The organism is Ralstonia sp. A12 (assembly GCF_000801955.1).
In the GTDB taxonomy this organism is placed as follows: domain Bacteria; phylum Pseudomonadota; class Gammaproteobacteria; order Burkholderiales; family Burkholderiaceae; genus Ralstonia.
In genome coordinates, this window is the sequence record NZ_JSZO01000019.1 from 146,610 (window position 1) to 172,299 (window position 25,690).

Sequence of the window (25,690 nt, forward strand, 5' to 3'; positions counted from 1 at the left end):
CTACGACTCAACCCAATCTGGGTTCTCGGACCGTGCTGACAAATAGTCACTGGGAATACGTTTCACTTTGGCTCCGGCGAGAGCGAAAAAATGCCGCCCTATTTTACTGGCAGCAAGCCCAAACATTTGCACAAGCCGCAGAAGGCATGCCGGTTAGCTCGGCGCCGCTGCTTTGGTACTACACCTTCATGAACGCCACGAAAGCGTTACTTTCGGCTAAGTCTGTGGTCTTCGACGAGCACCACGGAGTCAGGGCGCACAACATACGAACCTCGTCGGGGAAGATCACTCTGTCAAACGAGGGCATCAGAGTCATGCAGCGAGGTATCGCCCCGTCGTTGTCAGCGTATCTTCAAGAGGCAGAAACAGGCGACCGTCACAGCCTAGAAGAATTACTGTTTAACTTGCCTTATATTCATCGAACGTTTTGCCTCACCTACAAGAGCCAAAAAGACCTGTTCATACCTCTAACAGACTGTCGATTTGAGTTCGATTCAAATTTAAACGCAGCATATTTTTCGGCAAAATTATCCAAAGATTTCTCCGGCCCCTCATACATTCGACGTCTTCCAGCCTCACTTATTGAGAATCCACAAGTTAATGACGGTCGATCCATCAGATCAATTGATGAGGTAACGCTGACGAGCCACGTTGCTCGCACTTCAGCACAGATTTCGTTGATTGCTGACCTATGGAAGAAGCTTCGCCCCGACTTGAACTACATTGCCGGCGCGCAAACGCTTTGGTATGTGAAAGCCATTGTCCCCGGCCCCACTCGTCTGATGCGCTCACCGCTGACTTGCACGTTGTTGGCTATGCATCGATTGAGCGAGGTATGTCGCTATCGCCCCATGGAGCTCGCAGCATTCTTAAATGGCCAAAAGAACTGGCTGCTCACTGAGTTCATTCGTATGGCGCCCACCCAGTTCATTGACGAGCTATCTGCTGAACTGACAGGTCAGCAGTTTATGGTGCCAAACGTAAGGCCGGCGAGCTAGTGAGGGACTCACGAATGAACATCTATATCGCCTGTGGACTTACTCACGTCCCAAGAGATGAGTTTTCGAGCTACGTCGGTCTGGTGGAGGGTCTTGCAAGCCTGCTGACCACTCACCTCCATGCCCAAGTACGCTACGCGCTGAAAGATAGCGATCCGCAGCTCGCCGAAAAACCATTCGCGGATCGAGCTCGTCTCTGCTACTTGTGGGACAAAGATATGGTCGAGTGGGCAGATGTCATCGTGGCCGAAGCGAGTTTCCCCTCCACAGGGCTAGGCATCGAACTGCAACTCGCTTGCTCACGCGGTATCCCAGTTGTTCTCGCCTTTAAGCTAGAGGATGGGCATCGAGCAAAGCCGGTGCAGTACGAAACCGCTGATCATCAAATTCATGATCTTCAGCTTGGCGACGGCTATGTTTCCCTGATGGCACTTGGACTTCCAAATCTGTTTGGCATTTTGCCTTACACCAATCCTGGACATCTATGGCTCGAGCTTCACGCAATGCTCGAGACATTGAGGCGACCACAAGCTACTGAGAACAGCGGACTTCCGACAGGTAGTCCGCAGATGCCTAGCGAGTAACAGCCGTTAGCTGCGAGACGCCGTTCCGATAAACTCCTTCGCGCACGCATACTCCAGAATCGCTACTGACATACGTGAACCTACCGTGTGCTTGACGTATGAGCATCATTGCGACAGGTCTCAGGTGGTTGCGCGTGATCTGCGAGCGCGGTGCACAGTAGCTCATTGTGGAAGCACCCTCGTAGGCGACAACAAGATGGGCATTCAGAATGATTAGTCAATCTGGCGGTATCGCATCACTCTTAGGCGGCTTTTTGTCATGGGTAGTACGTGAGCACTGCGTACGGAATCCGGAAGCTGTGGCAAAAGCTTGGGCGGAGATCAACGCCGACACACCGACATTGGCAGACGCCGGCCGCATGTTTTCCGCGTACGGTTCGGATTTCACACTTGCCGAGTTGCGCTATATCGCTCGACACCAAGAAGCACTACGGCTAGCGAGGAATGTCGCTGCCGGGAGGCAATACCTAGACTTCAACGAGTCTACTGGCTTCAGCGCGGAGAGTACCTTCGTACCACCTGAACCGGGGTCTGCTCGCCAACTCATAGCACCGATAGCGATGACCGTGCTCGGTTTCATCATCATCGTCGTAGCTTTGCTCGCTAACAATTTCAAAGGGGCTGCCATCATGGGCGGGCTGACCGCTTTGTCTGCAATGGTTACGCTTGCCGAATTTGCGGAGGTGAGGAACCGTCATTGGGCACGTCGCGCAATTGAGCAAAGCCTTAGTGCTCATCAACTCACGCTCTCAGCCGCCGGGTTAGTGAGCTCTCCGATACCAGACTCAGTGTGCACGGAGGGTGCGACGCAATCCGGCTGAACAATACAGCTCCTCCCTTGTGACTACTCTAACTCTCCCACGCCTAGTAGTTCTCGACACGTCCCACATTGTTGGACTTGCGGCAGATTCGATATCGCCCAACCGTGAGCAGCGCCGTGCTGCTGAGGAATTCATTCACAGCCTTGTAGAACACGCATGGCTGCCGCTGCTTTGTTGGCACCATGTGGAAGAGCTGCTGCAACATCAAAATGACAAGTTGGTTGAAGCACGGCTTCGCTACCTTCGAAGCTGGCCTCTGATGGCATGGATCCAAGCACAGGATTCAAGAGCTGGTCCCGGATCCGTTGTAGACGTGTTGCAGGCGGAGGTTGTGGCAGCCCATAGGCACGCCGGAACTGATGCACTCGAGGTTCGCGAGCTTGCGCGTGATAGTTTGCTCGCCATGGGGCCGGGCACAGAAGCAATTCCTGAGGTGTTCCGGGACTGGCGGCTTCTTCGCTCGACCTTGGTGGCACAACAACAGAAAGCACGAGAGATCACTGCAATCTCGCGGTGGCGTGCGATGGATGTCGACGGCACACGGGTTGCGGACTGGATGGACAAGCCTCTCCGCCATAGTGACGAAGCAGCTCGCATGCTTCAGTTGCTTCGAGGCAATTTGACTAAGGAGATCGCTACGCGCGGCGACAGGCGGATCTCGGATCCAGCGACGGTGGCAGATACGTTCATCTCAGAAATCGTCCGCGGCGGTCAGGCAATCAATAGGCGGAACAGTCCGTCGCCGGCCATTCAGACCCTAGTAAATGCTGGCATGGATCTCGAAGATATCGACCCTTCCATCACCCTCGCAGAGGCGACGAATCTCCTTACGTTTCACAAGCGCTTAGCGATTGTGGCGAAGACGTCGGGACTACCTTTACAAGAACTCAAGCGAACGGTGACGCAAAACCGCCTTCCGGTCACCGTGATCCAGGAATGCATGCGGCTTTACGCACATGATCAACCGGAGCGCAAAGGCAGCGAGCTCAATGATGTTCATTTACTCTGCCTAGCACCTTATGCGGATGTCACCTACGTGGACAAGCGCACCTTGGAGAGCGTTCGTCGGGCAAAAGGAAAGAACGCAGTTTTCGCGGAACTGGTGGAGCATGTCGGCAAGGCTGGCAGCTACAGCGAGATCCTCGCCACGCTTACGACCCTTTAGCGCAGCCCCTTACCAGGGTGGGTCGCTCTCTGGAGGCTGTTGGCCAGCAATTGCCTCGTCGAAAACTAGATTAGGTGTCGGTTGCTTGACTGGCTGGGCCTCGGCCGTCTGATTTTTTAGCAGTTGGGCGGCTTGGTTGACTTGCTCTACCAGCCGCTCCCCGGCACGCCGGTGAAATCTTTTGACTTTGTGGGCTTGCCCTCTCACACGAGGTAAGAGCAGCGCCAGCTCTTCGGGCGACTCCCCCGATTCGACCCGCAGGCAAAACGTGTGCACCAACGCCCGGACCCTTGATCGCTCTTTCGGTGGCAGAGAGGGTTTCGCATTGCCAACGAGCTTGAGAATCTTGATTTGTCCGCCCGCCTGCATGACTTCATGCTTGCTAGCATTTACGCGAAGCCCCTTACTTGCTAAGGCTCCGGCAACCATCCTGACAATCCAGTCGACGCGCGAGGTGCTAAGGTGTTCCGGGCTGGAAATGGTGATGTCATCCACGTGACGGGAATAGCGCGTCGCGCCAGCCGACGCAATTTGCGCAATGAGTTGTGACTCGATATCCCATAGTGCCAAATTTGCCAGATAGCCGCTCGTGGGGGCACCCTGTTCAAGGTATCCATCCCGGGTGGTGAGCATTGTCAAAAGGTCGGAAACCTCGTCTGCAAAGCCAAAGAAGCCAGACCAGATCTCTCGCACCACATCAAAACTCACACTCGGATAGAACTTGGAGATGTCCTCTTTGATCACAGACTTAGCGCCGACGTGAATTTTCACGCTGTCCGTGTAGTCTTTGCGCGGCACTCCACCAGTCAAGTAGTCTGGATAAATGACTCGTCGAAGAAAGTGCTCGTTGATACGGCCTAAGACCGCTTTGAGGGGTTCGCGGGTATCGTACAGAACACGCAATGTCCCATCATCCTTAGGAACGGTCTTGGCAATCCGGTACAGGTGAGAGGCTCTCTTCGCCAGGGCAAGCAGCTCACTCGGCCCCATGCCCAGCGGGTGCCGTAGTGATTCGATCGATTGAACGCGGTGATGTCGATACCTTGGTGCGTTCATTTGTGCCGGATCAGTTCGAGCGCCAGTTCAGAAAATCGCTGCTCGGTCTTCTTGTCCATACCCTTCAGCTCTTTGTCATCAGAGGCAAGGAAGACAATGACAGGGACTGGGACTTCCAGCGCCTCAGCAACCTTACTTATCAACGTCAAGGTGGGCTCCCGCTTGTCGTTCTCCAAGCGAGAGAGATAAGACGTGGAAATACCCGCGCGCGCAGCGACCGTCTCCAAAGAGAGATCTTTCGCTGAGCGGCACAGCTTTAGGGTTTTTCCGATATTCATAAGATCAATACAAAAGTGTGGGCCTTGCGTGCGTCGCATCCACTTATTTCAAAAGCGTCATCACATTTGTGATCACGCTCAGCAGTGACGACAAAAGCCGCAAGGCCTCCGCCGCAATTCGCCGCTGATTCGCGGCGTCTGCCTGATCTGCCTGCCTTTTGAGCTCGGCGATCTTGAGTTTCATAGCTGCACGCACTTCGGTGTTGAGCTGACCGTGATTCAAATCCAAGAGCTCCTCGAGTTCCTGGATCTGGTTCTTCAAGTTTTGCATTTTGCAAATCTCCGTTTCAGGCACCATGCCTGCCGCCCAAGAGCAATGACCGGAAAGGAGTTGCTCAACACCTCAAGACCCACCACCGACGAAAGAGGTTTTGCCGCCCTTCCGCTCTCGATGGCTCCCGACTGATACCAACTGCTCATGAGAGCTGCTGGTCGCTAGTCGCTGCCCGCGATACCACAGAAGGTCGACGCCTCGCTGCGTAGGTACGGTCGCCCGCGCCCACGTAATAGCCAGATGTTGGTCCATCTAGCGCCGGCTTGCGCCAGCGTGAAACGGTCCTGTCTTAGACGAACTGGAGAGAATTCTTAAAGAACACGCAAGCGAAACGCTTGCCCTGGGGGTATTGAATCACAGGCACGGAGATTTGGCAATTTTTTTGCCATTCAGGCAAATTCACGTACTCTGAAGAGCCTTCCTCACGCAATGAGGCGCGGCCAAGTGTCGTGGACAGGGCGACAGGCGCGGCTCAGGTGGATTGGCCGACTTTTTCGGGGCTGGGTGGGCTAAATGAGTGAATCAGTGAATCCCGCAGTATTGTTCGCTACGCACCAGGGCCCCGACTTGCAAGAGGACCGCCGTAGTCAAGCGAGGCCTGGGGCGTCTGGCGCCTGATTCTAGGCCGTGTCCGTCAAGCGGACGCGTGGCCCGACCAACACGGGCCCGCAGGAAACCGGCTCTTCTATCTTGCCGCGTCGCAAAGCCTCGTCACGCGTCGCGATGGCAAACATCGCTAACCGCGAGCGAAGCGCTTCTGGCGACTCGAATTGCTTTGTGTCTCTAAGGGGAGCGTGGGCGGGCGTCTTCATAGCTCAATCCTCGCGGTGGGAACAATTGGCAAAACGCTGCGCGACGTTGCCGCCTTGAAGCCGACCTGCGCCAAGCATGAAGAAGATGAAAATTCTGGGCTCGACGAAGGAGCGAACCTTTGGACGATGATCTCACCGTTTGACCATGTGGCCAAGGTAGTCGGCGCAGTTCCGCCTGCGCGGCGCATTAGAGCATATCGGGCGGCCTAGCCAAGAAACAACAAAGCCGACACATGGTCGGCTTCGTTGTTGAAGCATAAGGCTGCACTTTGTCAGAGAAGCATATCCTTGCATCTGCTGCAAAAATATCGTCCCTGTCTCATCGCTTGGCAAACTTTGCCATTGAGTTGGTGGACCGAAGGAGGATCGAACTCCCGACCTCCGCATTGCGAACGCGGCGCTCTCCCAGCTGAGCTATCGGCCCGTAAAAATCAGTCTACTCGAATTTCCAGCGTGCCTTCAATCGCGGGTCAACCCGCCCCTGTCTCCATGCCGGCGTTACCTTCCATGCCGACAATGCGCGGTGTATTCAGCGGCCGCGCGGTCACTTCGCGCTGGTCGCGCAGCCAGTCGGCCAGCACGTCCCACACGGGGCGGCCACCGGCCTTGCGCGCTTCGGGCGACACCGCGGCCCAGCCAGCCACCTTGTAGCGGCGGTCGGCGTCGATGGGCTTGTCACCCAGGCGCATATCGGTGATGCGCTGGCCCATCGGTTTCATCGGGTCGATGGTGTAGTGCAGACCGCCGGTGCGTACCATGTCGCCGCCCTGCTGGTAATACGGGTCGGGATTGAACAGGTTGTCCGCCACGTCTTCGAGCACGGTCTTGATGGTGGCGCCGGTCATCTCGGTGAGCGTGGTGGCCGGGTACGTGATGGCGGTCTGGGCCATCAGTGCTTCCATCGTGACGGCCTCGCCGGGCAGCAGCGTGGTGCCCCAGCGGAAGCCGGGCGAGAAGGCGATCTCCGCGCCCTGCGCCTGCATCAGGCCGTCGATGATGAGCTGGTCGAACGTACCGTTGAAATTGCCGCGCCGGTACAGCAGGCCGCGGTTCGTGGCGAGCGTCTCGCCGAGCTTGTCCTGGTACGGCGCACGCACGCGCTCGATGAGCGCAGTCATGGCCGGATCGGGCGGCAGCAGATCGGCAAACACGGGCAGCAGCGTGTAGCGGATGTCGCGCACGGTGCCGCCACGCACATCCAGATCGAGCACGCCGACAAACTTGCCATTGGCGCCCGCGTTGGTCACGAGCGTCACGCCGCCCGGGTTGCTGACCTTGACCGGCGCCGGCACCGCGTCATGCGTGTGGCCGCCGAGGATGGCATCCAACCCGCGCACGCGCGAGGCGAGCTTCAGGTCCACATCCATGCCGTTATGCGACAGCAAGACAACCACCTTGGCGCCCTTGCCGCGCGCCTCGTCAATCATCTTCTGCAACCGCTCTTCCTGGATGCCGAAGGTCCAGTCGGGCGTGAAGTCCGCCGGGTGCGCGATCGGCGTGTACGGGAACGCCTGGCCGATGATGGCGACCGGCACGCCGTTCAGCTCGCGCAGCACGTACGGATCGAACACCGGGTCGCCAAAGTCGGCGGTCTGGATGTTCTGCGCAACGAAGGCGACCTTGTTCTTGAAATCGTGATCGACCACGTGGCGCACGCGGTCGGCACCGTAGGTCATTTCCCAGTGCGGGGTCATGACATCCACGCCAAGTGCGAGGGCCGCGTCGACCATGTCCTGGCCGTCGGTCCACAGCGCGGTGGCCGAGCCCTGCCACGTGTCGCCACCATCGAGCAGCAGCGCATTCGGGCGCGTGGCACGCAGGCGCTGGATGAGCGTGGCCAGATGCGCGAAGCCGCCCATGCGGCCGTAGCGGCGCGCGGCTTCCGTGAAGTCGAGCGAGGTAAAAGCGTGTGCGGCACGCGAGCCCGGCGCGATGCCGTAGCGCTTGAGCAGCGCATGGCCCACCAGATGCGGCGGTTGCCCGGCCCATTGCGCCACGCCCAGGTTGACGCTGGGCTCGCGGTATTCGATGGGCAGCAATTGCGCGTGGCAGTCGGTGAAGTGCAGCAGGTGGACGTTGCCGAAGCGGGGCACGTCGTAGGCCACCGTATCTGCGTGGGCGTCGGTCAGGCGCAGGCCGGCGGCTGCGGCAATCGCCAGGGCTTGAACGAATTCGCGGCGGTTCATTGTTTGTGGTTGTGCGCCGGGTGGGCGTACTGGGCGAGATCTGCAACGTCGTCTTCCAGCATCTCGCCGACTTCCTTGCGCACGACGCGGCCGTTGGCGTCGAGCACCAGCAACTCCGGCAAACCCTTGCGTGGGCCGGTGGCGGCGCACAGTGCGTCGGTTTCCATCGTCACCGGAAAGGTGAAGTTGCGCTTGGCGACGTAATCCTTCGCGAGCTGCGGGTTGGCGTCGATGCTGATGGTAAGGATGCGCAGGTCGGTGCCGCGCGTGGCGTCATAGAGCTTCTGCAGGCGCGGGTTCTGCAGCGCGCAGAACGGGCACCACGATGCCCAGGTGGCGATGATGACCGGATGCCCGCGCCACGCATTGCCCGGCACGCGCGTGCCGTCGAGCAATTGCACCTCGGGCATCGTCACCACATCGCCCACTTCGACGGCCTGCGCGGTGCCAGCGGCAAACACCATCGCCGCTGCCGCCCACATCAGGAGCCGTCGAATCATATGCATGGCGTTATTGATTCACTGGCGAGGCCGGGTCAAACAACAGCGCCATCACATCGCGGATCTGCTGTTCGCTCAGGATGCCCTTGTGCCCGAAACGCGGCATGTTGGAGCACGCGGCGTACGCGTTGGAGTTGTAGATCTTGCCCCACGTGTAGCGCAGGATCGCTTCCGAGTCACCGCGCAGCTTGCCGTACTGGTACAGCGACGGGCCAATCGTGCCGTACGACACCTCGTCCTTCGACAGGCGATGGCACGCATAGCAGTTGGCACCGTTCACCGTGCCGGCCGGGTCGGAGAACTGCATGCCGCGGCCGCTCTGCGCGGTCTTCTCGCCTTCCTTCCAGTCGCCCAGCCACTTGTTGTCAGCCGGGTAATGGATGGTCTTGAGTTGCGCGTCTTCCAGCTTCTTGGCGACGGCGGCGGGCACGGCGTTGCGGTCGGCGTACTGGCTGCAGGTCTTCTGCACGTCGTCGCGCTCGGTCACGCCTTCCACGGTGGCCGGGCCCTTGGAGACGAAGCTCTCGTGGATGACCTTGGTGAGTGCGGCGTCGGCCTTCGCGTCGGGCTTGGGCGGGGTGACACCCTTGGCCACGTCCGCAGCGTGCGCGATGCCGGCAGCGAACATCAAAGCGATGAGGGTTGTTCGAAGCATGGCGGGCCTCAGCGTTTGATCGACGGCGCGTCCATCTTGCCGCCGTTGGCGTTGCGGGCGAGGAACAGCTCGAGCGCGGTGATCACCTCGCTGCCGTAGAGCGGTTCCGGAAAGCGTTGCTGGCGCAGGCAGTCGTACAGACGGTGCTGCATGGTGCGCACCTCGCCTTGCGAGACGCGATAGCCCGGCCATGTCGAATACGCAAAGCGCGCACCATCGGCCGTCAGCAGATCAGGCAACTCTTGCAGGCGGATGCGCTGACCCGGTTGGGCGTGGCACGTGGCGCAGGCAAAGTCGTATGCGCCGCCACGGTAGAAGAACATGCGGCGGCCGAGTTCGTATACGCGCTTTTCTTCCGGATGGGCGAGCGGAATGTCGATAGCCGTGCCGCGCGATTCCGATGTGATGTACGCCATCAGCCGTTCGATGTCCGACGGCTTGCCCGGCGACGAGAACGGACGGGCCGAAGCCTCTTCCTTCGTCAACCCCTGCAGCGTCATGCGGCAGTACATGAGGCGCTGTTCGGCGTCCATCACGCGGCCGGTGTCCTTGAAGAAGCGCGGCAGCTTGGCGTACGCGCCCTTCACCACGCCAGGGCCCAGGCCCAGGTCACACGCTTCGAGCGAGGCCTGCTTCGGGCCAGCGGGCTTCTTCCAGAGTTCTTCGCCGGCGGCTTCCCAAAGCTCGGCCGGGTTGCCGTCGGCCAGCATCTCGCGGTACTGCGCGATGCCGGCGGCGGTGCTGTCCTTCTGGTCCTTGGCGTCTTGCGCATTGGCCACCAGGGCGCTGCCGGCAAGCAGTGCCGCTGCCAGCGCGACGATTCGTTGTGTGCGTTTCACGGTCCCCTCCGCGGGTCGCCTACGGTTTGATATAGGCGAAACCTTCTTCCTGCTGCAAGCGGGTGATCTCCACCACACCGGCGGGCACGACCTTGGCTTCGAGCAGCAGCTTGTCTTCCGGCACCTTGAAGGCCATCAGCGAATTGTGGCACACGCGAAACTCCACGCCCATGCTGGCCAGCGCGGCCACAGGCGCATCAAACGTGCGGCCCTGTGCGTCCTTGGCCCCTTCGACGAGGAATTCGATACCGTGCCCCAGCGCCACCACCACGATGCGCGTGCCGGGTGCACCGTTGAGATGGTTGCGCAGGTTGCCGATCGCGCGCATGGCCTGGTCGAGGCCTTCGCTCAGTTGGTACACCACCTTGTAGCGGGCACCAGCGCCACCAGCACGACCAGTCGGCGGCGCGGTTTGTGCGGCGGCCTTGCCGGCCACGCCCAGTGCCGCCAGCGCGGCGGTTACACGAAAAAAGCTGCGTCGCATCTCGGCCTCCTGGTGTTACTGAATTGCGGTTTCGTCGGTGCGCTTGTCGCCGTGGTTGTCGACCCAGGTGACCGTCACCTTGTCGCCCTTGGTGCCGCCCTTGAACTTGACGTTGAGGAACGGATCCTTCGACACCGCCGGGCCGAACTGCGCGTCGAGCACCGTCTTGCCGTTGTGCTGCACCGTCACGTTGGTGATGTGCCAGGCGGGCACGACCTTGCCGGACGCATCCTTGCGCTGCCCGGTTTCCATATCGTGCTTCATCAGGATCTTCACGTCGGTCGTGCCGCCGTTTTCCATTGCGCGGATGCGCATCGGGTCTGCCATGGTGTGCTCCTTGTTCCTTAACCGCCGCAGCCACCGAGGGTGACCTTCACTTCCTTGCTCGCGAGCACCCACTTGCCGTTGGCGCGCACGGCGGCGTAGACCATCGAGGTCTCGCCCATCTTCACGCGCGTGCTGACAAACGGATCGGTACCGGCAGGAATGGCAAACGTGGCGGCCAGCGTGTTCGGGTTCTTTTCCACCAGGATGGCGATCAGGTCCGTGCCCGGCAGCGTGCTGGTCACCACCAGCGGCACCACGGCGCCGTTCTCGGCGATGTCCGGGGCGGTCAGCTGGATGCCTGCGCCGCCCTTCTCGACAGCGCCGCCGCCCAGTTGCTTGAGCACGTCGTTCACGCCCTTGACGGCGAAGGCGGCCTTGTTCCACTCCGCAGCCTGCGCCGGGGTGGCGAGGCCGGCAGACACCAGCAGCGCCATCATGGCGCCCGCACGCAGTACGTCGCGACGGCTCAGATTGATCGAATCATTCATCGCCCGTTCCTCACTTGGCCGGGGCGCCCGCGAGCACCCAGTCGATCACAATCTTCAGATCCTCTTGGCTGATCTTCGGGTTGGCCGGCATCGGGATCACCCCCCAGTTGCCCGCGCCGCCGTTGCGCACCTTCATGACGAGCTTGGCCTGCGCGCCGGCATCGCCCTTGTACTTGGCGGCGACATCCTTGAAGGCCGGGCCGATCAGCTTGCGGTCGACAGCGTGGCAGCTCATGCAGGCGTTCTGGCTGGTGATGGCCTGAGCGCGGGCGGCATCAACGGTAGCCTGTGCAGGCGCAGCAGACAGCGCCAAGCCGGCCAGCGCCGCAGCAGCGGCGAGCGTGGGGGCGAACTTCATGTGGTCTCCAATGGATGGGGCGGCCCGCATGCGTGTACGGGCGGATGGACCCGATATTGTGCCCGAAGTGGGCCAAAACCTACGTCGCCCCAAAAGCAAAACGCCCGGAACCAGCCGGCCCCGGGCGCTTGTGCGATGGTCGGATCGACGCTCAGGCCATCGCCCGCCGTGCCGCCAGCCGCCCGCCGAATACGTTGAGCAGCAAGCCGCCCATCACCACCGCGCCGCCCAGCCACTGCGCCGGCACCAGCCGCTCATCCAGCAGCACAGCGGCCGAGATCAACCCCACCACCGGCACCAGCAGCGTGAGCGGCGCGACCTGGCTGGCCGCGTATCGGCCCAGCAGGCGGCTCCAGAGGCTGTAGCCGAAGATGGTGGCACCGAAAGACAGGTAGACGATCGCGCCAATGCTCGACCAGCCGATGTTCGTCAGGCTGTGGACGATCTGCTCCGGCCCCTCCATCCAGTACGACAGCAGCAGGAACGGAACGGGCGGGATCACCGCGCCCCAGATCACCAGGCCCACCACGTTGACCTTGCCGATGCGCTTGGTGACGATGTTGCCGCTGGCCCACGAGAACGCAGCGCACAGCGTCAGGAGGAAACCGGCGGTGGTCATGCCGGTGGCCACGCCCGTGGTCGCCTGGCCTGCCATGCCGATGATCGCCAGCCCGCACGCCGCCACCGCCATGCCCGCCAGGTGGAACCAGCGGATCGGCTCACGCAGCACCAGCGCCGCGATGGTCAGCGTAAAGAACGCCTGCGACTGCAACACCAGCGAGGCCAGCCCCGCCGGCATGCCCACATACATGGCCGAGAACAGGAAAGCGAACTGCCCCAAGCTGATGGTGGCGCCGTAAGCGAGCAGCCACTTGAGCGGAATCTTCGGGCGCGGCACGAACAGCACCGCTGGGAAGGCGACCAGCGCAAAGCGCAGCGCACCCAGCAGCATGGGCGGCACGCCATGCAGGCCCACCTTGATGACGACAAAGTTGACGCCCCACACCAGCACAACGGTCAGGGCCAGCAGCAGATCCTTGGGAGACATGATGATTGGAATGGTCGAACGGCCGCCCGCGCGGCCCTATGACGCACTGTAGGCGTGGGGCGCCTACGCGACTTGCACAATCTTGCGCATTGTTTGTGCCCAGCCGAATTGCCTCCCGACGCCCGCGTGCCTAGCCGAGCATGTCCGACCAGATCGCCCGGCTCCAGCCCTGCGCCAGTTTGCCCTCCGCCACGGAGGGGGCGTTCGACAGCCCACCCGCGCCTTGCACCGTCACCATGGTGTGTTCGGCCGGGTCGTAGCGGTGCACGGTTGCCACGTGCATCGCCTCGTCCGGCGTAGTGAAGCTGTAGCAGGTGTTGGCATACAGCGGCGACGCATCGGGCGCGTGGCCGGCCAGCATCGCCACCACGGCGGCAGCCACCACCTTGCCGTGCTGGTTGGCCATGTGGCCCGACTTGGGCATCAGCGGCGCAGTCTGGATGGCGTCGCCGATCACGTGTACGCCCGGCGCCACCTTCGACTCGAACGACAGGAAATCGACTTCGCACCAGCGCCCGTTGGCGGTTGCCAGCCCAGCCTGCACGGCAATGGCCCCGGCGCGCTGTGGGGGGATGAGGTTGACCACATCCGCCTGCACGTCGTCCTGCACGTCGAACTTGAGCACACGGCCCGTGGCATCGATGTCGACCGCGTTGTATTGCGGGCGGTATTCGATGTGCTGTGGATAACGTTCCGCCCACACGCGCTTGAACAACGCCCCCTTGGAGGTCACGTCGTCGTTGGCATCGAGAATCAGCACGCGCGAATCCGGCTTGGCGCGCTGCAGCCAACTGGCGATCAGGCAGGCACGCTCGTACGGCGCGGGCGGGCAGCGGTACGGCGCCAGCGGAATGCTGATCGCCACCGTGCCGCCGTTGGGCATGGCCTCCAGCCGATGACGCAGCGCGAGCGTCTGCATGCCGGCCTTCCACGCGTGCGGCGCCTGCGCGGCGGTCGCAGGGTTGGCCAGACCAGGAATCGCCCCCGGCACAAAGTCGATGCCCGGCGAGAGGATCAGCCGGTCGTACTCCAGCGTGCCGCCGCCGGCCAGGCGCACCTGCTTTGCGCCAATGTCGATGGCCGCGGCGCGATCGCGTACCCAGCGCACGCCGTGGCGCTCGACCAGTGCGTCGTATGGCACGGTGATCGAGGCCAAATCACGGTCACCCGACAGCACGAGATTCGACAGCGGGCACGACACGAACGCGGCATTCGGCTCGACCAATGTCACGTCGACGTGGTTGCCGGAGAACACACGCACGTACTTCGCCGCCGTCGCGCCACCGTAGCCACCGCCAACCACGACGACGCGCGCATTGCGCGTGCCAGAGAGCGACGCGCATGCCGCCAGCGGGCCGGCCAACGCCGTCGCCCCAAGCGCGCGCAGTACGGCGCGCCGATCCTTGCGTGGGGTCTCGTTCATGGCGCCTCCTGCGGTTGGCGTGACAGCCAGCCGGCAATCGCGGTGATCTGCGCATCGTCGTAGCCGCGGGCGAGTTGCCCCATGACCGTGGATGGGCGCGTGCCGTTGCGGAACGCCTGCAGCGTGTCAATCAACTCAGCCTGCGAGCGGCCGGCCAGAGAGGGCAGCGTCTGCGCAGCCGACTTTGCACCGGGCGCCGTATCAGCGTGATGGCAGCTCGCACAGGAGGCGGCCCAGGTGCGGGCTTGTGCGTTGGTGGGCGGGCGATCGGCCGCTTGGGCCGCATAGGCCGAAGACAGCGCCGCAAGTAGAGCGGCGGCGGCAAGTCGGTGAGCGACGGGCATGGGGGGCAACGAAGTCACGGGAGCGTCATACGCTAACACGCCCGCCTTGCCATGTGCCGTGCAGTGCGCGCGGGCAACAAAAAACGCAGCACGGTGGCTGCGTTCTTTGCGGTGTGTGGCTTGCATCAGGGCAGTTGTTTGCCCGGCGGCAGTGCCGGCGTGTTGGTCGGCGACACCGTCACGCCCGGCGACGCCGACGTGACCGGTGCCGGTGCTTGCGTTGCCGTCGGCGTGCCCTGCACCGGTGCCGGCGTGCCCGGCGCGGTCTGCGGATTGCTCGACGATGCGTTCGTGTCTAGGCGCTTGCGCTCGTCTTCGCTCACGTAGTCGAACACCTTCACGACCTTGTTGACGCCGCCCACGGTGCGTACGGCCTCGGTGGCTTTGTTGCCTTCGGCCTCGGTCACCACGCCCAGCAGGAAGACGGTCTGGGCTTCGGTGGTCACCTTGATGGAGTTCCAGGGCACGCCTTCCGTGCCGGCCAGCACGCTCTTCACCTTGGTGGTGATGTACGTGTCGTTGGTGCGCGAGCCGAACGTGCTCGACTCCGGCGTCACCACGATCTCGTTGACGACCTCGCGCGCGTTCTCCAGCTTCTGCGCGTACTGGCCAATCTCCTGCTTGGTCGCCTCGGTGCCGGCTTCACCGGTCAGCAGGACCTTGCGGTTGTAGACCGTCACGTTGACGTGGGCACGACCGTCGTAGCGCGAGATCAGCGTGTTCTCGGCTTCCATCTGCAAGCCGCGGTCGATGGTCTGGGTGGCGGTCGGTCGACGGTCGGTGGCCAGCGCCACGCCGCCGGCCACGGCACCAGCAAACAGCGGGAAGCAGGCGGTCAACTGCGTGGCGGTGATACCCGCCAGGGCGGCCAGCACGACAATGCGCTTGGCACGGGCAAACGTAGGCGACGAGAGTTTCATGCTGTCCTTGAAGAGAGTCCGGAAAGAGGAAGATCGAGAAGAGCGAGGTTCATGCTTCAGCGCCAAACGCATCGCGCATCCATTCGATACGCGCGCCGTCGATGGCGATGACATCAAAACGGCAAGCCGGCACATCGTCAGCCTGCCGTGCGAGAAAATCTTCCGCCGCGGCGATCAGGCGGCGCTGCTTGGCGGGCGTGACGCTCGCGGCCGCACCACCGAAGCGCTGCGTGGACCGCGCCACGCGGGCGCGCACCTCCACGAAGATCAACGCGCCGGCCGCATCGCGCATCACCAGATCAATCTCGCCGCCCTTGCAGCGATAATTGCGGGTGACCACCGACAAACCGCGCGCTTGCAAGTAACGCAGCGCGCGGTCTTCACCGGCTTCGCCGGTGGCTGCGGTGATGGGCTTTGCGGTTTGAACCAAGTGACTGAGAGAAGTTCTTGTGAGTGATCCTGACTGGACCCTGCTGGCGCACGACCAGCACTATCCCGCCGGCGCATTATATGTGGTGGCCACCCCCATCGGGAACGCCGCCGACGTGTCGCTGCGGGCGCGATATGTGCTCGGCATGGTCGACGCGGTGGCCTGCGAGGACACGCGCAACACCGGGCAACTGCTCAATCGGCTGGGCCTGTCGCGGCCGATGCTGGCGGCGCACGAGCACAACGAGCGCGAAGCCGCTGTGCGCATCGTCGCGCGTCTGGCGCAGGGCGAGCGCATCGCCTATGTGTCCGATGCCGGCACGCCGGGCGTGTCGGACCCCGGTGCACGCATCGTCGAGGCGGTGCGGGCGGCGGGGCATCGCGTGATTCCGTTGCCGGGCGCGAGTGCGGTGGTGACGGCGCTTTCCGCTGCCGGCGAGTTGCTCGACACGTCCGGTGGGCAATTCACCTTCGTCGGCTTCCTGCCGCCCAAAGCCGGGCAACGTGACGCAACCATCCGCCAATGGGCTTCGCACGGGCCAGCCTGGGTTCTGTATGAGGCGCCGCATCGCATCGATGCCACGCTCGCAGCGCTGGCTGAACATCTGCCGGCGCGCCGCATCCTCATCGGCCGCGAGTTGACCAAGTTGTTCGAGCAGATCGTCGTGCTGCCTGCGGCCGAAGCGCCGGCCTGGCTGGCTGCGGATGCCGCGCACGGCAAGGGCGAATTCGTGTTGGTGGTGGAGGGTGCGGGCGCGCAGGACGCGGCCCCGACAGCCATGGCCGCAGACCAGGTGCTGCGCCTGCTGCTGGCCGAACTACCGGCCAAGCGCGCCGCCAAGCTGGCCGGGGCGATTACGGGTGCGCCGGTCGACGCGCTGTATCAAAGCGCGCTGGCATTGAAAAACGACGGGAAGGATTAACGACGCGCCTTCGCGCGGCGCTTGGTCGCCTTTTTCTTCGGCGGTGCCGGCTCGTCGGCACCGACGTCGGCGTCGCCGTCATTGCTGGCGATGTCTGTCTGCGTGAGTTCCGGGCGCAGCGCGTCGACTTCTGCGCGCGACAGGCGGCGGATTTCTACCTGCGTCGAACCACGCTTGACGAAATCCAGCCGCTTGGCCGCGGCATACGACATGTCGAGGATGCGCTTGCCATAGTACGGACCACGGTCTGTCACCTTGGCCACGACCACGCGGTCGTTGGCGAGGTTGCGCACCAGCACCCAGCTTTGCAGCGGCAGCGACGGGTGCGCCACCGTGAAGGCATTCATGTTGAAGCGCTCGCCGCTGGCGGTACGGCGGCCGTGGAAGCCGCGGCCGTACCACGAGGCCAGGCCGCGCTGTTCAAACGTGCCGAGGTCGGCCCGCAGGCCGGGCGTGGAATCGGTGTTCTCGTCGAGCTTCAGGCTGCTCGAATCCGGCACGCCACGAAACGCCAGCGAGCCCCAGGCGTCGGGGTTGTCGCGTGTATCCGGCACCTTCAGCGCGGGCGCTGCAGGCTTGCCAGCACTCGCGTTAAGCGGAGGCTCACCCGGCACGGCGGCACAGCCTGCCAGCACCATCAACGCGGTGCCGTGCATCAGCCAGGCACGCAGCGCGCGGCCGGCCGGAAGGCTGGAGAACAGGGGGGGAAGCTTGAGCATGGGCGCGAGTCTAACACGCATGCCCAGCCCGATTATTTACATTTCCTATTAAAACGGTCACATCATGCAGGCATCTTGCGTGAACTTTGTAATATTTTCCGCCGGATGTAACAGGGTGCCCCGCCAGCCCAATGCTGGTGCGGGCTTGGGCCGTTACAATTGCCTTGTCCACCTCCCGCGCGAAAGTGCGCAAAAAACCACATGAAAGTCGTTGTCGTCCCCGTTACGCCGTTTGAACAGAACTGCACGCTGCTGATTGGCGACGATGGCGCTGCCGCCGTCACCGACCCGGGCGGCGACATCGAACGCATCCTGGCGGCTGCCCAGCAGCACGGCGCACGCATCGAAAAGATCCTGCTCACGCATGGCCATGTCGATCACTGCGCCGCCGCCGATGCGCTGCGCACGCAGCTCGGCGTGCCCATCGAAGGCCCGCAGAAAGACGAAGCCTTCTGGATCGACCAGCTTCCGATGCAAAGCCAGCGCTTCGGCTTTCCGCCCGCCAAGGCCTTCGTGCCGGACCGTTGGCTTGAGGATGGCGACACCGTGGAAGCCGCCGGCCGCACGCTGCAGGTGTTCCACTGCCCTGGCCACACGCCGGGCCACGTGGTGTTCTTCAGCGCGGAAGACCGTGTCGCCATCGTCGGCGACGTGTTGTTCGCGGGCTCGATCGGCCGCACGGATTTCCCGCGCGGCAACCATGCAGACCTGATCCACGCGATCCGCACCAAGCTCTGGCCGCTGGGCGACGACGTCACCTTCGTGCCGGGCCACGGGCCGGTCTCCACCTTTGGCGATGAGCGCGCGACCAACCCGTACGTCGCCGATCGCCTGTTTGCCAACGAAGGCACGTCATGAGCGACGACACCAGCGAACCCAACGACAGCGACGACACCTTCGCGGACACCGCTCCCGCTGCACCGGCAGACAAGCCCCGTCGCAAACGCGGCAACCAGCCGCCCGACACGCGGCCCGAGATCTACGTCAGCACCGACATCGAAGCCGATGGCCCCATCCCCGGGCCGCACTCGATGCTGAGTTTCGCGAGCGCGGCATACCTGGCTGACAAGACGCTCATTGGCACGTTCGAAGCGAATCTCGAAACGCTGCCCGGCGCAGAGGGGCATCCGATCCAGATGCAATGGTGGCAAACGCAGCCCGAGGCCTGGGCCGCCTGCCGCAAGAATCTCGAAGCGCCCGAAGTGGCCCTGCCGCGCTATGTGGAGTGGGTCGAGAGCCTGCCCGGCAAGCCCGTGTTCGTGGCGTTTCCGGCGGGCTTCGATTTCACGTACATGTTCTGGTACATGATGCGTTTTGCGGGGCGCTCGCCATTCGGCTGGGCCGCGCTCGACATCAAGACGTTGGCCTTTGCGCTCACGGGCCTGCCGTATCGGCGCAACGTCAAGGCGCTCTTCCCCGAGCATTGGCACGACCCGCTGCCGCACACGCATGTCGCGCTGGATGATGCGAAGGAGCAAGGCGCCCTCTTCTGCAACATGCTCGCCGAACTCCGCAAGCGCGAAGCCGAGCGCGCCACCGAGCTATTACCCCAGCAACCTGCTCAGGATTGAGCGCCGCTCACATCACGCATTTCGCGAAGAGCCGCATACCGTTTGCGTTTTGCCCGCGTGATGCGCTCACCATGACGCAACGCAACTTGCGGCGCCGCAAACCCGCGTCTACGCTGGGCTTGTGCGAGGCGACCAGACGACTGCGCCACCCGGCGCCGACAAGCAAAGCCACTCGCATACGCCATTTGCTTGTCGTATCGTTTTCGGGCCGCACGTACCCCCGACGCCGGTGCGTGCCGGCGTCGGCTATCAGCTAACGACGGGAGGTGCCGCGATGCGATTTTCCCGTGACGCGTTTGACACGCAACACTTGCGAGCGATGACGGAGCGCTTGCACTGGCATCGCAATGTATCCGCCAAGGCAATCCCGCTGAGCGCCCGCACGCATCTGCATCGTGCCCGCGGCGACGAGAGCGACGACGCGGAGGTTATGAAAGTCACGGCGGTCTCTACCGCGGTGGCGCTGGCAGTGGTGTTGGTTGCGCTGCTGGCAATTGGTTTCGGGTCAGAAATGGCCCGATTGATGGGCCTGGAATGATCCGGTGCCCTTGCGCGTCTTGACGGACGCAGCCCCGGCCCTCGCGCAAGGCGATACGGCCACCCCTGAACGGCCTGTCCGATGGAAATCGGCAGGCCGTTCAACTTTTGGGGCGCGCTGATTTACTTCAGGAACGCATCCAGTGCTTCGGGTGTGCGGCCGATGGTGGCTTTGCCATTGCGCACGAGCACCGGGCGCTGCATCAGCTTCGGGGTTTCTGCAATGGCCTTCAGCAGGGCTTCGTCCGATGCGCTGGCCAGGTTCAGTTGCGCGTACTCGTCTTCGTTTTCGCGCACGAGGCTACGCAGCGGTGTGTCGAGTTGCGATGCGAGCTTTTTGAGATCGGCCAGCGTGGCGGGGGTTTTCAGGTACTCGATGACTTCGAGTTGTTCGCCCTGTTTATCTGCGAAGGCTTGGGCTTGCTCAAGCGCGGTGCGGGATTTGGAGCAGCGGGGATTGTGGTAGATCTGCATGGTGGTGATGGCTTGGGCTTGCTGGAGGTGCCATCTTAATTGGCTTGGCGGCATCGCCGATTTCGTCTCTCGCTAAGGGGGATTTCTTCTGGAGCCCGAAAAGCGAAAGGGCCGACAGAAGCCGGCCCCGATCAACCATCAAGACTCGTGGATCACGCGCCGAGCAACTCGGCCACCGCACAACCGACCACCACCGTTGCGCCCTGCAGATCATTCAACCGCAGGTTCTCATCCGTGTTGTGCCCACGCGCTTCCATCAGCGTACGTGGGCCCGCGCCATACAGCACCGTCGGCACACCGTGCGCCGTGTAATGTCGCGCATCGGTATAAAGCGGCACACCATGCACCGGCACATCGCCACCAAACACCGCCAACGCATTGCGGCGCAAAGCACCAATCAGCGTCTGCACACCCGGCAATTCCGCCAGTGGCGCAGCCAGCAAGATGCGCTCAACCGACACCGCAATCCCCGGCCGCTCAGCCGCAGCACGCTCAATCACGGCACGCAGTTCACCTTCCGCATCACGCCCGGCTTCTTCGGGAATCATCCGACGGTCGATGCGGAACGTCACCAGATCCGGCACCACGTTGGTGTTGATGCCGCCCTGGATCAAGCCGACGTTCAACGTCGCATGGTCGATGCCCGACACCGCCGACTTGCGCGTCGCCAGTTCCGCGCGATACGCATACACTGCCTGCAGGATGTGCGTGGCCGCTTCGATGGCATCGATGCCGGTATGCGGCATGGCGGCGTGCGCCTGCTTGCCGCGCACCGTCACCTGCACGTGCAGGCAGCCGTTGTGCGCCGAGGTGATGCCATACGCAAACCCCGCCGAGATGGCGTAGTCCGGCTTGCTCAGGCCCTGGTCGAGCAGCCACTTCGGGCCGATGTCGCCACCGGTTTCTTCGTCGTACGTGAAGTGCAGCTCAACCGTGCCGTTGAGCTTGGCACCGCGCTTCTCAGCTTCGATCAGCGCGAGCAGTGCCCACGTGTAGGTCGCGAAATCTGACTTGGAGACCGCCACACCACGGCCAAACATGGTGGGGCCGTGTTCGGTCTCGACGATCTCACCGCCATACGGGTCATGCGTCCAACCCAGGCCGGGCGGCACGACATCGCCGTGTGCATTCATGGCGATGGTGGGGCCGCCGCTGCCGAACGTGTGCCGCACGATCAGGTTGGTGGCGCTGATCATGCCGACAGCATGCACTTGTGCCTCCGGCACAGCATGCGCTTCGACCGTCAGGCCCAGCGCTTCCAGCAACGCCTTGGCGCGCGCTGCGTGCGGGGCGCAGTCGCCGGACGGGTTGTCCGACGGCACCTTCACCAGCTCGCGCAGAAACGCGGTCTGCTGCGCGTGTGCAGCTTCGACAAACGCGCGGATGTCCGCCTGAACGTCGGACCCCTTGCCGGGGTTGGTGAGTTGAGCCTGCGTCATGTCGATGGTCTCCCGGGTTTTAGTTGGAAGGGTTTTGAAAGTGACTGAGCCCCCGTTGTGCGGGGGCTCAGTGTTGTCACCGATTCAGGGGCAGCTTACTTGGCGGCTTGCATCGCCTCAGCGGTCAACCACACCGACTCGGGCAAGTCCTGCTCGTCGCAGTTGTGACCTTCGCCACCGCGATCGACAACGAGGAAATCGCTCACCTCGCCCAGGGCCAGCAGCGGGTGGTGCCACACGCCGCGCGCGTAGTTCACGCCCTGCCAGCCGCGCGACACGAAGGCGCGCAGCTTGGTCGGATCCAGCTCGCCCGCCGGCGCCACGACCACCAGGTACGGCTTGTCGTTCTGCGGGATGAAGGCCTGGCTACCACGCGGGTGGCGCTCCAGCATCTTCACCTCGAACGGCAGCGTACGCGGCTGACCACGGAACAGGCTGACCAGCGCGCGGCCGCCCTCACCTACGTCCACGTTGGCGAGGTCATGAAAGCGGATGGTCGTGCCCTGGTTGATGGGGAACTGCTTGCAGCCTTCCAGCTCGATCACATCGCCGAACGGCGCGAAGGCTTCGCGCGTGAGCGGCTCGATGGTCAGTGCAATACGTGCGACGGTGTCTTGGCTCATTCCAGAACTCCCCACAGACGCAGGCGCGACACGCCGCCGTCCGGGAACATGTTGAAGCGCACGTGGGTGACGATACCCAGGTCCGCGATTTCGGCTTCGTAGTAGTGCTGCAGATCCATCTGCAGCTTCTGCTCGGGCAGCAGGGTCTGCCAGAACATCGCTTGCGTCTTCAGCGAGCTGTCGGTACCGCCCACCACGCGCGCGGCCTGGATGGAAACGCGGTCAGCAAAGTTGCCCTTGAAGTGCGCGGTGTCGACTTCGATCTTGCGGATGCGGCCCGGGTTGGCCAGTGCGATCACGCACCAGTCGTTGCCCGGCTCGCGGCGGCGGCGGGTTTCCCAGCCGTCGCCCATGTTCACGCCGCGGCCCGGCATCAGCATGCGCGAAGCGGGCCCGAAGTGCTCGTTGTTGGCTTCGACCACATAGGCGCCGTTTTCCATGGCGGCCAGGTCGAACAGCTTGGTCCGGTCTGCACCCTTCCAGTCGACTTGCGGCTGGCCGTACACGCGCAGACGCGCGATGCCGCCGTCCGGGAAGATGTTCACACGCAGGTGCGTGAAGGCTTGCGTGTTGGTCACGGCCACGTAGGCATGGCTGTTGCCCTGCAGGGTGGTCGACGGAATGATTTCGGTCCACTGCGTGGCATCGGTCGGCTCGCCGTCCGGCAGATAGGCGGCTTCGATGGACGCGGCCGGCGGGAAGTTGCCGGTGAAGTGGCTGGTGTCGATGTCGACGCCCTTCACGACGCCCGGGCGGGCCAACTTGACGATGCAGTGGTCGTAACCACCGTTGCGGCGACGGCGCGTTTCCCAGCCGTCCATCCACTTGCCGTGGTCGTCGTACTTGCCGGGGATGAAGACAGCCGGCTCAGGGTTGAGCATGCGGTCTTTCGGTGCGAAGAATTCGTCGGTCGCGAACGTGGCCACGGCACCCAGGCGCGGGTCGGCCAGGTTCGGATAGCGGCGGGTGAATTCGGGAGCGTTCGGATCGAGCGTAGGCAGCGCCATGGGGGAACTCCTTGGTGTTTGTCTCTGGATGTTATACGGCAGGCCCATCGAACAAAAACGGTGAGTAAGAACACTCGAAACTATGGCGATGGGAGCGCCGGAAGTGCAGCGTAGATGGCGGAACCACAAGGGTTCGCGGGACTGCATGAACCGATGCTAGCATGTGAATTCAAAAATTGCATACAAAAATTGGATCGCCTATGATGCCGTGACCGCTCGACAATTTTCGACAACAATTTGTTGCGACGCAGCGAGCGAAACAATGGCCTGACAACAATCGCAATAGACGATCCGCAGTGCCAGAAACACCCGAAATCCAAAGGAGGATTCACCATGCAACGCTTTACGCGCCCGTTGTTCGGGCAGGTTTTGATTGCCCTGGCGGTGGGCATCGCGCTGGGCATCTGGGCGCCTGAATTTGCACAGAAACTGCAGCCGCTCGGCGACGGCTTTCTCAAGCTCATCAAGATGCTGATCGCGCCGATCGTGTTCTCGGTGGTGGTGGTGGGCATCTGCGGCGCGGGCGAACTGAAGAAAGTTGGGCGCGTGGGCGGCAAGGCCGTCATCTACTTCGAGGTGGTCACGACGATTGCGCTGGCGCTGGGCATTGCGCTGGCCTACCTGTTCGGGCCCGGCCATGGCATGAATGTGGACCCGAAGACGCTCGACCCGTCGGCCATGGCGTCGTACATGACGACGGCCAAGCAGGTCGAATCCACGGGGGTGGCGGCGTTCTTCCTCAAGCTGATCCCGGATACGTTCGTCAGCGGCTTTGTGAAGGGCGACATCCTGCAGGTGCTGCTGGTGTCGATCCTGTTCGGTTGCTCGCTGTCGCTGCTGGGTGAGCGCACCAAGCCGCTGGTTTCGTTCATCGATCAGCTCTCGCATGTGCTGTTCCGCATGATGGCGGTCATCATCCGCCTGGCGCCGCTGGGCGTGCTGGGCGCGGTGGCCTTTACCGTGGGCAAGTACGGTGCGGGTTCGCTCAAGCAACTCGGCTTCCTGGTGCTGCTGTTCTACGCGGCGGTGGCGATCTTCGTGGTGGTGGTGCTGGGTACCATCCTGCGCCTGGCGGGCTTCAACATCTTCAAGCTGATCCGCTTCCTGCGGGCTGAACTGCTGGTGGTGCTGGGTACGGCGTCGTCCGATGCGGTGCTGCCGTCCATCATGAACAAGCTGGAGAAGATGGGCATCAAGCGCTCGGTGGTGGGGCTGGTGATCCCGACCGGCTACTCGTTCAACCTCGATGCGTTCTCGATCTACCTGACGCTGGCGGCCGTGTTCATCGCCCAGGCGACCAACACGCCGCTGGCGCTGCAGGATCTGCTGCTGATCCTGGGTGTGGCGCTGATCACCTCCAAGGGCGCGCACGGCATTCCGGGTTCGGCCATCGTGATTCTGGCGGCCACGCTGTCGGTCATCCCGGCCATTCCGGCCGTTGGCCTGGTGCTGGTGCTCTCCGTCGACTGGTTCATCGGCATTGCCCGCGCGCTGGGCAACCTGATCGGCAACTGCGTCGCCACGGTCGTGATCGCCGCATGGGAGAAGGACATCGACCGGGTGCGTGCCAACGCGGTGCTGGACGGCAAGATCGACATCACCGAAGAAGGCGAGGCGATTGCGCACGGTCATGCCGCACCGGCCGCCGCAGCGCACACCCTGCCGCATGCCTGAAGCCGGCATCCTGTCGGACGGCGGTAAAATCGGCACCATGACCGAAACCACCGCCGCCGACATCTCCTCCGAAGGCATCGCCGATGACATCGCCCAGGCGATCGTCGCGCATCGGCTGCCGCCCGGCACCAAGCTGCGCGAAGAAGCGCTGGCGAAGGTCTACGGCGTCAGCCGCACCAAGATTCGCGCGGCGCTGCTGATGCTGGCCAAGGACAAGCTGATCCGCATGGAGCCGGACCGCGGCGCCTTCGTGGCCAAACCGGACGAGACCGAGGCGCGCGAGGTGTTTGCCGTGCGCCGCGTGCTGGAGGTGGCGCTGGTACGCGAGTTCATCGCGAAAGCCACGCCCGCCGATTACAAGCGCCTGGAAAAACACCTGGCCGAAGAGCATCACGTGGCCGCCAGCGGCAACATTGCCGACGTGCCGCGCCGCAACCGCCTGATGGCCGACTTCCACCTGTTGATGGCCGACGTGGTCGGCAACAGCGTGCTCAAGGAAATGCTGCGCGAGCTCTCCGCCCGCAGCTCGGTCATCACGATGATGTACCAGTCCACCTACGACGCCGTGCGTTCGTCCGACGAGCACACCGCCTTTCTGGAAGCCGCCAAACGCGGTGATGTGGACGGCGCCATCGCCCTGATGGAAGAGCACATGGCGCATACCGAGTCCTCGCTCAAGTTCGAATCACCGGGCGGTCGCGCGACAGACCTCGTTGCCGCCCTCCTCGCCTGAT

General features: G+C 62.9%; 31 protein-coding genes and 1 tRNA gene. 10 read left to right on the forward strand and 22 right to left on the reverse strand.

Annotated elements, in window-relative coordinates:
* The first annotated feature begins 32 nt into the window (after positions 1-32).
* The 4 genes from PI87_RS20530 (at position 33) to PI87_RS20545 (ending at position 3,568) form a co-directional block, all read left to right on the forward strand.
* Positions 33-998 carry a YaaC family protein gene (locus PI87_RS20530; protein WP_198139592.1) on the forward strand — a complete coding sequence of 322 codons (966 nt, stop codon included), beginning with the start codon at positions 33-35 and terminating at the stop codon, positions 996-998.
* A 14-nt stretch (positions 999-1,012) separates the two neighbouring features.
* Positions 1,013-1,582 carry a hypothetical protein gene (locus PI87_RS20535; RefSeq protein ID WP_039599568.1) on the forward strand — a complete coding sequence of 190 codons (570 nt, stop codon included), beginning with the start codon at positions 1,013-1,015 and terminating at the stop codon, positions 1,580-1,582.
* A 209-nt stretch (positions 1,583-1,791) separates the two neighbouring features.
* Positions 1,792-2,403, forward strand: coding sequence for a hypothetical protein (locus tag PI87_RS20540; protein WP_084210035.1), 612 nt, complete (start codon positions 1,792-1,794; stop codon positions 2,401-2,403).
* A gap of 19 nt (positions 2,404-2,422) precedes the next feature.
* On the forward strand, positions 2,423-3,568 hold the full coding sequence (locus PI87_RS20545; protein WP_157003186.1) for a hypothetical protein: 1,146 nt from the start codon (positions 2,423-2,425) through the stop codon (positions 3,566-3,568).
* A gap of 9 nt (positions 3,569-3,577) precedes the next feature.
* Here PI87_RS20545 and PI87_RS20550 read toward each other — a convergent pair whose 3' ends face one another.
* The 17 genes from PI87_RS20550 to PI87_RS20630 all read right to left on the reverse strand — a co-directional run bounded on the left by PI87_RS20550 (position 3,578) and on the right by PI87_RS20630 (position 15,990).
* Complete coding sequence (locus tag PI87_RS20550; protein ID WP_084210036.1) at positions 3,578-4,624, reverse strand: reverse transcriptase family protein; 1,047 nt, start codon at positions 4,622-4,624, stop codon at positions 3,578-3,580.
* A complete protein-coding gene (locus PI87_RS20555; RefSeq protein WP_084210037.1) occupies positions 4,621-4,941 on the reverse strand; it encodes a helix-turn-helix domain-containing protein in 321 nt (106 codons plus the stop codon). The genes PI87_RS20550 and PI87_RS20555 overlap by 4 nt, the downstream gene beginning before the upstream one ends.
* A 4-nt stretch (positions 4,942-4,945) precedes the next feature.
* Positions 4,946-5,173, reverse strand: a complete 228-nt coding sequence (locus PI87_RS20560; RefSeq protein WP_039599572.1) for a hypothetical protein — start codon at positions 5,171-5,173, stop codon at positions 4,946-4,948.
* Between the two features lie 1,163 nt (positions 5,174-6,336).
* Positions 6,337-6,412 (reverse strand) — tRNA-Ala (locus PI87_RS20565).
* 46 nt (positions 6,413-6,458) lie between these two features.
* On the reverse strand, positions 6,459-8,174 hold the full coding sequence (soxB, locus tag PI87_RS20570; RefSeq protein ID WP_039599573.1) for a thiosulfohydrolase SoxB: 1,716 nt from the start codon (positions 8,172-8,174) through the stop codon (positions 6,459-6,461).
* Positions 8,171-8,680: a TlpA family protein disulfide reductase gene (locus PI87_RS20575; protein ID WP_039599574.1), complete on the reverse strand. Its 510-nt coding sequence runs from the start codon at positions 8,678-8,680 to the stop codon at positions 8,171-8,173. The genes soxB and PI87_RS20575 overlap by 4 nt, the downstream gene beginning before the upstream one ends.
* A 4-nt stretch (positions 8,681-8,684) precedes the next feature.
* Positions 8,685-9,329 carry a sulfur oxidation c-type cytochrome SoxX gene (soxX, locus tag PI87_RS20580; RefSeq protein ID WP_039599575.1) on the reverse strand — a complete coding sequence of 215 codons (645 nt, stop codon included), beginning with the start codon at positions 9,327-9,329 and terminating at the stop codon, positions 8,685-8,687.
* 8 nt (positions 9,330-9,337) lie between these two features.
* A complete protein-coding gene (gene soxA, locus PI87_RS20585) occupies positions 9,338-10,168 on the reverse strand; it encodes a sulfur oxidation c-type cytochrome SoxA (RefSeq protein ID WP_039599576.1) in 831 nt (276 codons plus the stop codon).
* Positions 10,169-10,187: 19 nt separating this feature from the next.
* Positions 10,188-10,652 (reverse strand): DsrE family protein, encoded by a 465-nt coding sequence (locus PI87_RS20590; protein ID WP_039599577.1) that lies wholly within the window; start codon positions 10,650-10,652, stop codon positions 10,188-10,190.
* 15 nt (positions 10,653-10,667) lie between these two features.
* On the reverse strand, positions 10,668-10,979 hold the full coding sequence (gene soxZ, locus PI87_RS20595; RefSeq protein ID WP_039599578.1) for a thiosulfate oxidation carrier complex protein SoxZ: 312 nt from the start codon (positions 10,977-10,979) through the stop codon (positions 10,668-10,670).
* A 17-nt stretch (positions 10,980-10,996) separates the two neighbouring features.
* Positions 10,997-11,467, reverse strand: coding sequence for a thiosulfate oxidation carrier protein SoxY (gene soxY, locus PI87_RS20600; RefSeq protein WP_039599579.1), 471 nt, complete (start codon positions 11,465-11,467; stop codon positions 10,997-10,999).
* Between the two features lie 10 nt (positions 11,468-11,477).
* Entirely contained in the window at positions 11,478-11,825 is a 348-nt protein-coding gene (locus tag PI87_RS20605) for a c-type cytochrome (RefSeq protein WP_039599580.1), read from the reverse strand.
* A 151-nt stretch (positions 11,826-11,976) separates the two neighbouring features.
* The gene (locus tag PI87_RS20610) at positions 11,977-12,873 is read right to left on the reverse strand and encodes an EamA family transporter (RefSeq protein WP_039599581.1); all 897 of its coding nucleotides are present in this window, start codon (positions 12,871-12,873) and stop codon (positions 11,977-11,979) included.
* A 130-nt stretch (positions 12,874-13,003) separates the two neighbouring features.
* A complete protein-coding gene (locus PI87_RS20615; protein ID WP_039599582.1) occupies positions 13,004-14,296 on the reverse strand; it encodes an NAD(P)/FAD-dependent oxidoreductase in 1,293 nt (430 codons plus the stop codon).
* A complete protein-coding gene (locus PI87_RS20620) occupies positions 14,293-14,640 on the reverse strand; it encodes a c-type cytochrome (RefSeq protein ID WP_039599625.1) in 348 nt (115 codons plus the stop codon). The genes PI87_RS20615 and PI87_RS20620 overlap by 4 nt, the downstream gene beginning before the upstream one ends.
* A gap of 125 nt (positions 14,641-14,765) precedes the next feature.
* Entirely contained in the window at positions 14,766-15,560 is a 795-nt protein-coding gene (locus PI87_RS20625; protein WP_039599583.1) for a BON domain-containing protein, read from the reverse strand.
* A 49-nt stretch (positions 15,561-15,609) separates the two neighbouring features.
* Complete coding sequence (locus tag PI87_RS20630) at positions 15,610-15,990, reverse strand: YraN family protein (protein ID WP_039599584.1); 381 nt, start codon at positions 15,988-15,990, stop codon at positions 15,610-15,612.
* A 19-nt stretch (positions 15,991-16,009) separates the two neighbouring features.
* Here PI87_RS20630 and rsmI point away from each other — a divergent pair, with 19 nt between their 5' ends.
* Positions 16,010-16,912 (forward strand): 16S rRNA (cytidine(1402)-2'-O)-methyltransferase, encoded by a 903-nt coding sequence (gene rsmI, locus PI87_RS20635; protein ID WP_039599585.1) that lies wholly within the window; start codon positions 16,010-16,012, stop codon positions 16,910-16,912.
* Here the strand turns inward: rsmI and PI87_RS20640 are convergent.
* Complete coding sequence (locus PI87_RS20640) at positions 16,909-17,631, reverse strand: septal ring lytic transglycosylase RlpA family protein (RefSeq protein ID WP_039599586.1); 723 nt, start codon at positions 17,629-17,631, stop codon at positions 16,909-16,911. The two genes, rsmI and PI87_RS20640, sit on opposite strands and share 4 nt — an antisense overlap.
* 201 nt (positions 17,632-17,832) lie before the next feature.
* Between PI87_RS20640 and PI87_RS20645 the strand changes: the two genes are divergently transcribed.
* The 3 genes from PI87_RS20645 to PI87_RS20655 all read left to right on the forward strand — a co-directional run bounded on the left by PI87_RS20645 (position 17,833) and on the right by PI87_RS20655 (position 19,740).
* Positions 17,833-18,489, forward strand: a complete 657-nt coding sequence (locus PI87_RS20645) for an MBL fold metallo-hydrolase (RefSeq protein ID WP_039599587.1) — start codon at positions 17,833-17,835, stop codon at positions 18,487-18,489.
* Positions 18,486-19,202, forward strand: coding sequence for an exonuclease (locus tag PI87_RS20650; RefSeq protein ID WP_039599588.1), 717 nt, complete (start codon positions 18,486-18,488; stop codon positions 19,200-19,202). The genes PI87_RS20645 and PI87_RS20650 overlap by 4 nt, the downstream gene beginning before the upstream one ends.
* Positions 19,203-19,476: 274 nt before the next feature.
* The gene (locus PI87_RS20655) at positions 19,477-19,740 is read left to right on the forward strand and encodes a hypothetical protein (RefSeq protein ID WP_039599589.1); all 264 of its coding nucleotides are present in this window, start codon (positions 19,477-19,479) and stop codon (positions 19,738-19,740) included.
* Between the two features lie 122 nt (positions 19,741-19,862).
* On the opposite strand, the gene PI87_RS20660 is transcribed toward PI87_RS20655, so the two are convergent.
* The 4 genes from PI87_RS20660 to alc form a co-directional block, all read right to left on the reverse strand.
* The gene (locus tag PI87_RS20660; protein ID WP_039599590.1) at positions 19,863-20,213 is read right to left on the reverse strand and encodes an arsenate reductase family protein; all 351 of its coding nucleotides are present in this window, start codon (positions 20,211-20,213) and stop codon (positions 19,863-19,865) included.
* Between the two features lie 152 nt (positions 20,214-20,365).
* Positions 20,366-21,652, reverse strand: coding sequence for a M20/M25/M40 family metallo-hydrolase (locus PI87_RS20665; RefSeq protein ID WP_039599591.1), 1,287 nt, complete (start codon positions 21,650-21,652; stop codon positions 20,366-20,368).
* Between the two features lie 95 nt (positions 21,653-21,747).
* Complete coding sequence (locus PI87_RS20670; protein ID WP_039599592.1) at positions 21,748-22,275, reverse strand: ureidoglycolate lyase; 528 nt, start codon at positions 22,273-22,275, stop codon at positions 21,748-21,750.
* The gene (alc, locus tag PI87_RS20675) at positions 22,272-23,282 is read right to left on the reverse strand and encodes an allantoicase (protein WP_039599593.1); all 1,011 of its coding nucleotides are present in this window, start codon (positions 23,280-23,282) and stop codon (positions 22,272-22,274) included. The genes PI87_RS20670 and alc overlap by 4 nt, the downstream gene beginning before the upstream one ends.
* Before the next feature lie 333 nt (positions 23,283-23,615).
* Between alc and PI87_RS20680 the strand changes: the two genes are divergently transcribed.
* Positions 23,616-24,956: a C4-dicarboxylate transporter DctA gene (locus PI87_RS20680; protein ID WP_039599594.1), complete on the forward strand. Its 1,341-nt coding sequence runs from the start codon at positions 23,616-23,618 to the stop codon at positions 24,954-24,956.
* Positions 24,949-25,689, forward strand: a complete 741-nt coding sequence (locus tag PI87_RS20685; RefSeq protein ID WP_442965503.1) for a GntR family transcriptional regulator — start codon at positions 24,949-24,951, stop codon at positions 25,687-25,689. The genes PI87_RS20680 and PI87_RS20685 overlap by 8 nt, the downstream gene beginning before the upstream one ends.
* Position 25,690 lies beyond the last annotated feature (1 nt).

Bases quoted from the DNA above. Each gene is read 5' to 3' on its own strand.
- PI87_RS20535 (WP_039599568.1), top strand. From the start codon at position 1,013: ATGAACATCTATATCGCCTGTGGACTTACTCACGTCCCAAGAGATGAG.
- PI87_RS20540 (WP_084210035.1), top strand. From the start codon at position 1,792: ATGATTAGTCAATCTGGCGGTATCGCATCACTCTTAGGCGGCTTTTTG.
- PI87_RS20550 (WP_084210036.1), bottom strand. From the start codon at position 4,624: ATGAACGCACCAAGGTATCGACATCACCGCGTTCAATCGATCGAATCA.
- PI87_RS20555 (WP_084210037.1), bottom strand. From the start codon at position 4,941: ATGCGACGCACGCAAGGCCCACACTTTTGTATTGATCTTATGAATATC.
- PI87_RS20560 (WP_039599572.1), bottom strand. From the start codon at position 5,173: ATGCAAAACTTGAAGAACCAGATCCAGGAACTCGAGGAGCTCTTGGAT.
- soxB (WP_039599573.1), bottom strand. From the start codon at position 8,174: ATGAACCGCCGCGAATTCGTTCAAGCCCTGGCGATTGCCGCAGCCGCC.
- PI87_RS20575 (WP_039599574.1), bottom strand. From the start codon at position 8,680: ATGCATATGATTCGACGGCTCCTGATGTGGGCGGCAGCGGCGATGGTG.
- soxX (WP_039599575.1), bottom strand. From the start codon at position 9,329: ATGCTTCGAACAACCCTCATCGCTTTGATGTTCGCTGCCGGCATCGCG.
- PI87_RS20590 (WP_039599577.1), bottom strand. From the start codon at position 10,652: ATGCGACGCAGCTTTTTTCGTGTAACCGCCGCGCTGGCGGCACTGGGC.
- soxZ (WP_039599578.1), bottom strand. From the start codon at position 10,979: ATGGCAGACCCGATGCGCATCCGCGCAATGGAAAACGGCGGCACGACC.
- soxY (WP_039599579.1), bottom strand. From the start codon at position 11,467: ATGAATGATTCGATCAATCTGAGCCGTCGCGACGTACTGCGTGCGGGC.
- PI87_RS20605 (WP_039599580.1), bottom strand. From the start codon at position 11,825: ATGAAGTTCGCCCCCACGCTCGCCGCTGCTGCGGCGCTGGCCGGCTTG.
- PI87_RS20610 (WP_039599581.1), bottom strand. From the start codon at position 12,873: ATGTCTCCCAAGGATCTGCTGCTGGCCCTGACCGTTGTGCTGGTGTGG.
- PI87_RS20615 (WP_039599582.1), bottom strand. From the start codon at position 14,296: ATGAACGAGACCCCACGCAAGGATCGGCGCGCCGTACTGCGCGCGCTT.
- PI87_RS20620 (WP_039599625.1), bottom strand. From the start codon at position 14,640: ATGCCCGTCGCTCACCGACTTGCCGCCGCCGCTCTACTTGCGGCGCTG.
- PI87_RS20625 (WP_039599583.1), bottom strand. From the start codon at position 15,560: ATGAAACTCTCGTCGCCTACGTTTGCCCGTGCCAAGCGCATTGTCGTG.
- PI87_RS20640 (WP_039599586.1), bottom strand. From the start codon at position 17,631: ATGCTCAAGCTTCCCCCCCTGTTCTCCAGCCTTCCGGCCGGCCGCGCG.
- PI87_RS20645 (WP_039599587.1), top strand. From the start codon at position 17,833: ATGAAAGTCGTTGTCGTCCCCGTTACGCCGTTTGAACAGAACTGCACG.
- PI87_RS20650 (WP_039599588.1), top strand. From the start codon at position 18,486: ATGAGCGACGACACCAGCGAACCCAACGACAGCGACGACACCTTCGCG.
- PI87_RS20655 (WP_039599589.1), top strand. From the start codon at position 19,477: ATGCGATTTTCCCGTGACGCGTTTGACACGCAACACTTGCGAGCGATG.
- PI87_RS20660 (WP_039599590.1), bottom strand. From the start codon at position 20,213: ATGCAGATCTACCACAATCCCCGCTGCTCCAAATCCCGCACCGCGCTT.
- PI87_RS20665 (WP_039599591.1), bottom strand. From the start codon at position 21,652: ATGACGCAGGCTCAACTCACCAACCCCGGCAAGGGGTCCGACGTTCAG.
- PI87_RS20670 (WP_039599592.1), bottom strand. From the start codon at position 22,275: ATGAGCCAAGACACCGTCGCACGTATTGCACTGACCATCGAGCCGCTC.
- alc (WP_039599593.1), bottom strand. From the start codon at position 23,282: ATGGCGCTGCCTACGCTCGATCCGAACGCTCCCGAATTCACCCGCCGC.
- PI87_RS20680 (WP_039599594.1), top strand. From the start codon at position 23,616: ATGCAACGCTTTACGCGCCCGTTGTTCGGGCAGGTTTTGATTGCCCTG.
- PI87_RS20685 (WP_442965503.1), top strand. From the start codon at position 24,949: ATGCCTGAAGCCGGCATCCTGTCGGACGGCGGTAAAATCGGCACCATG.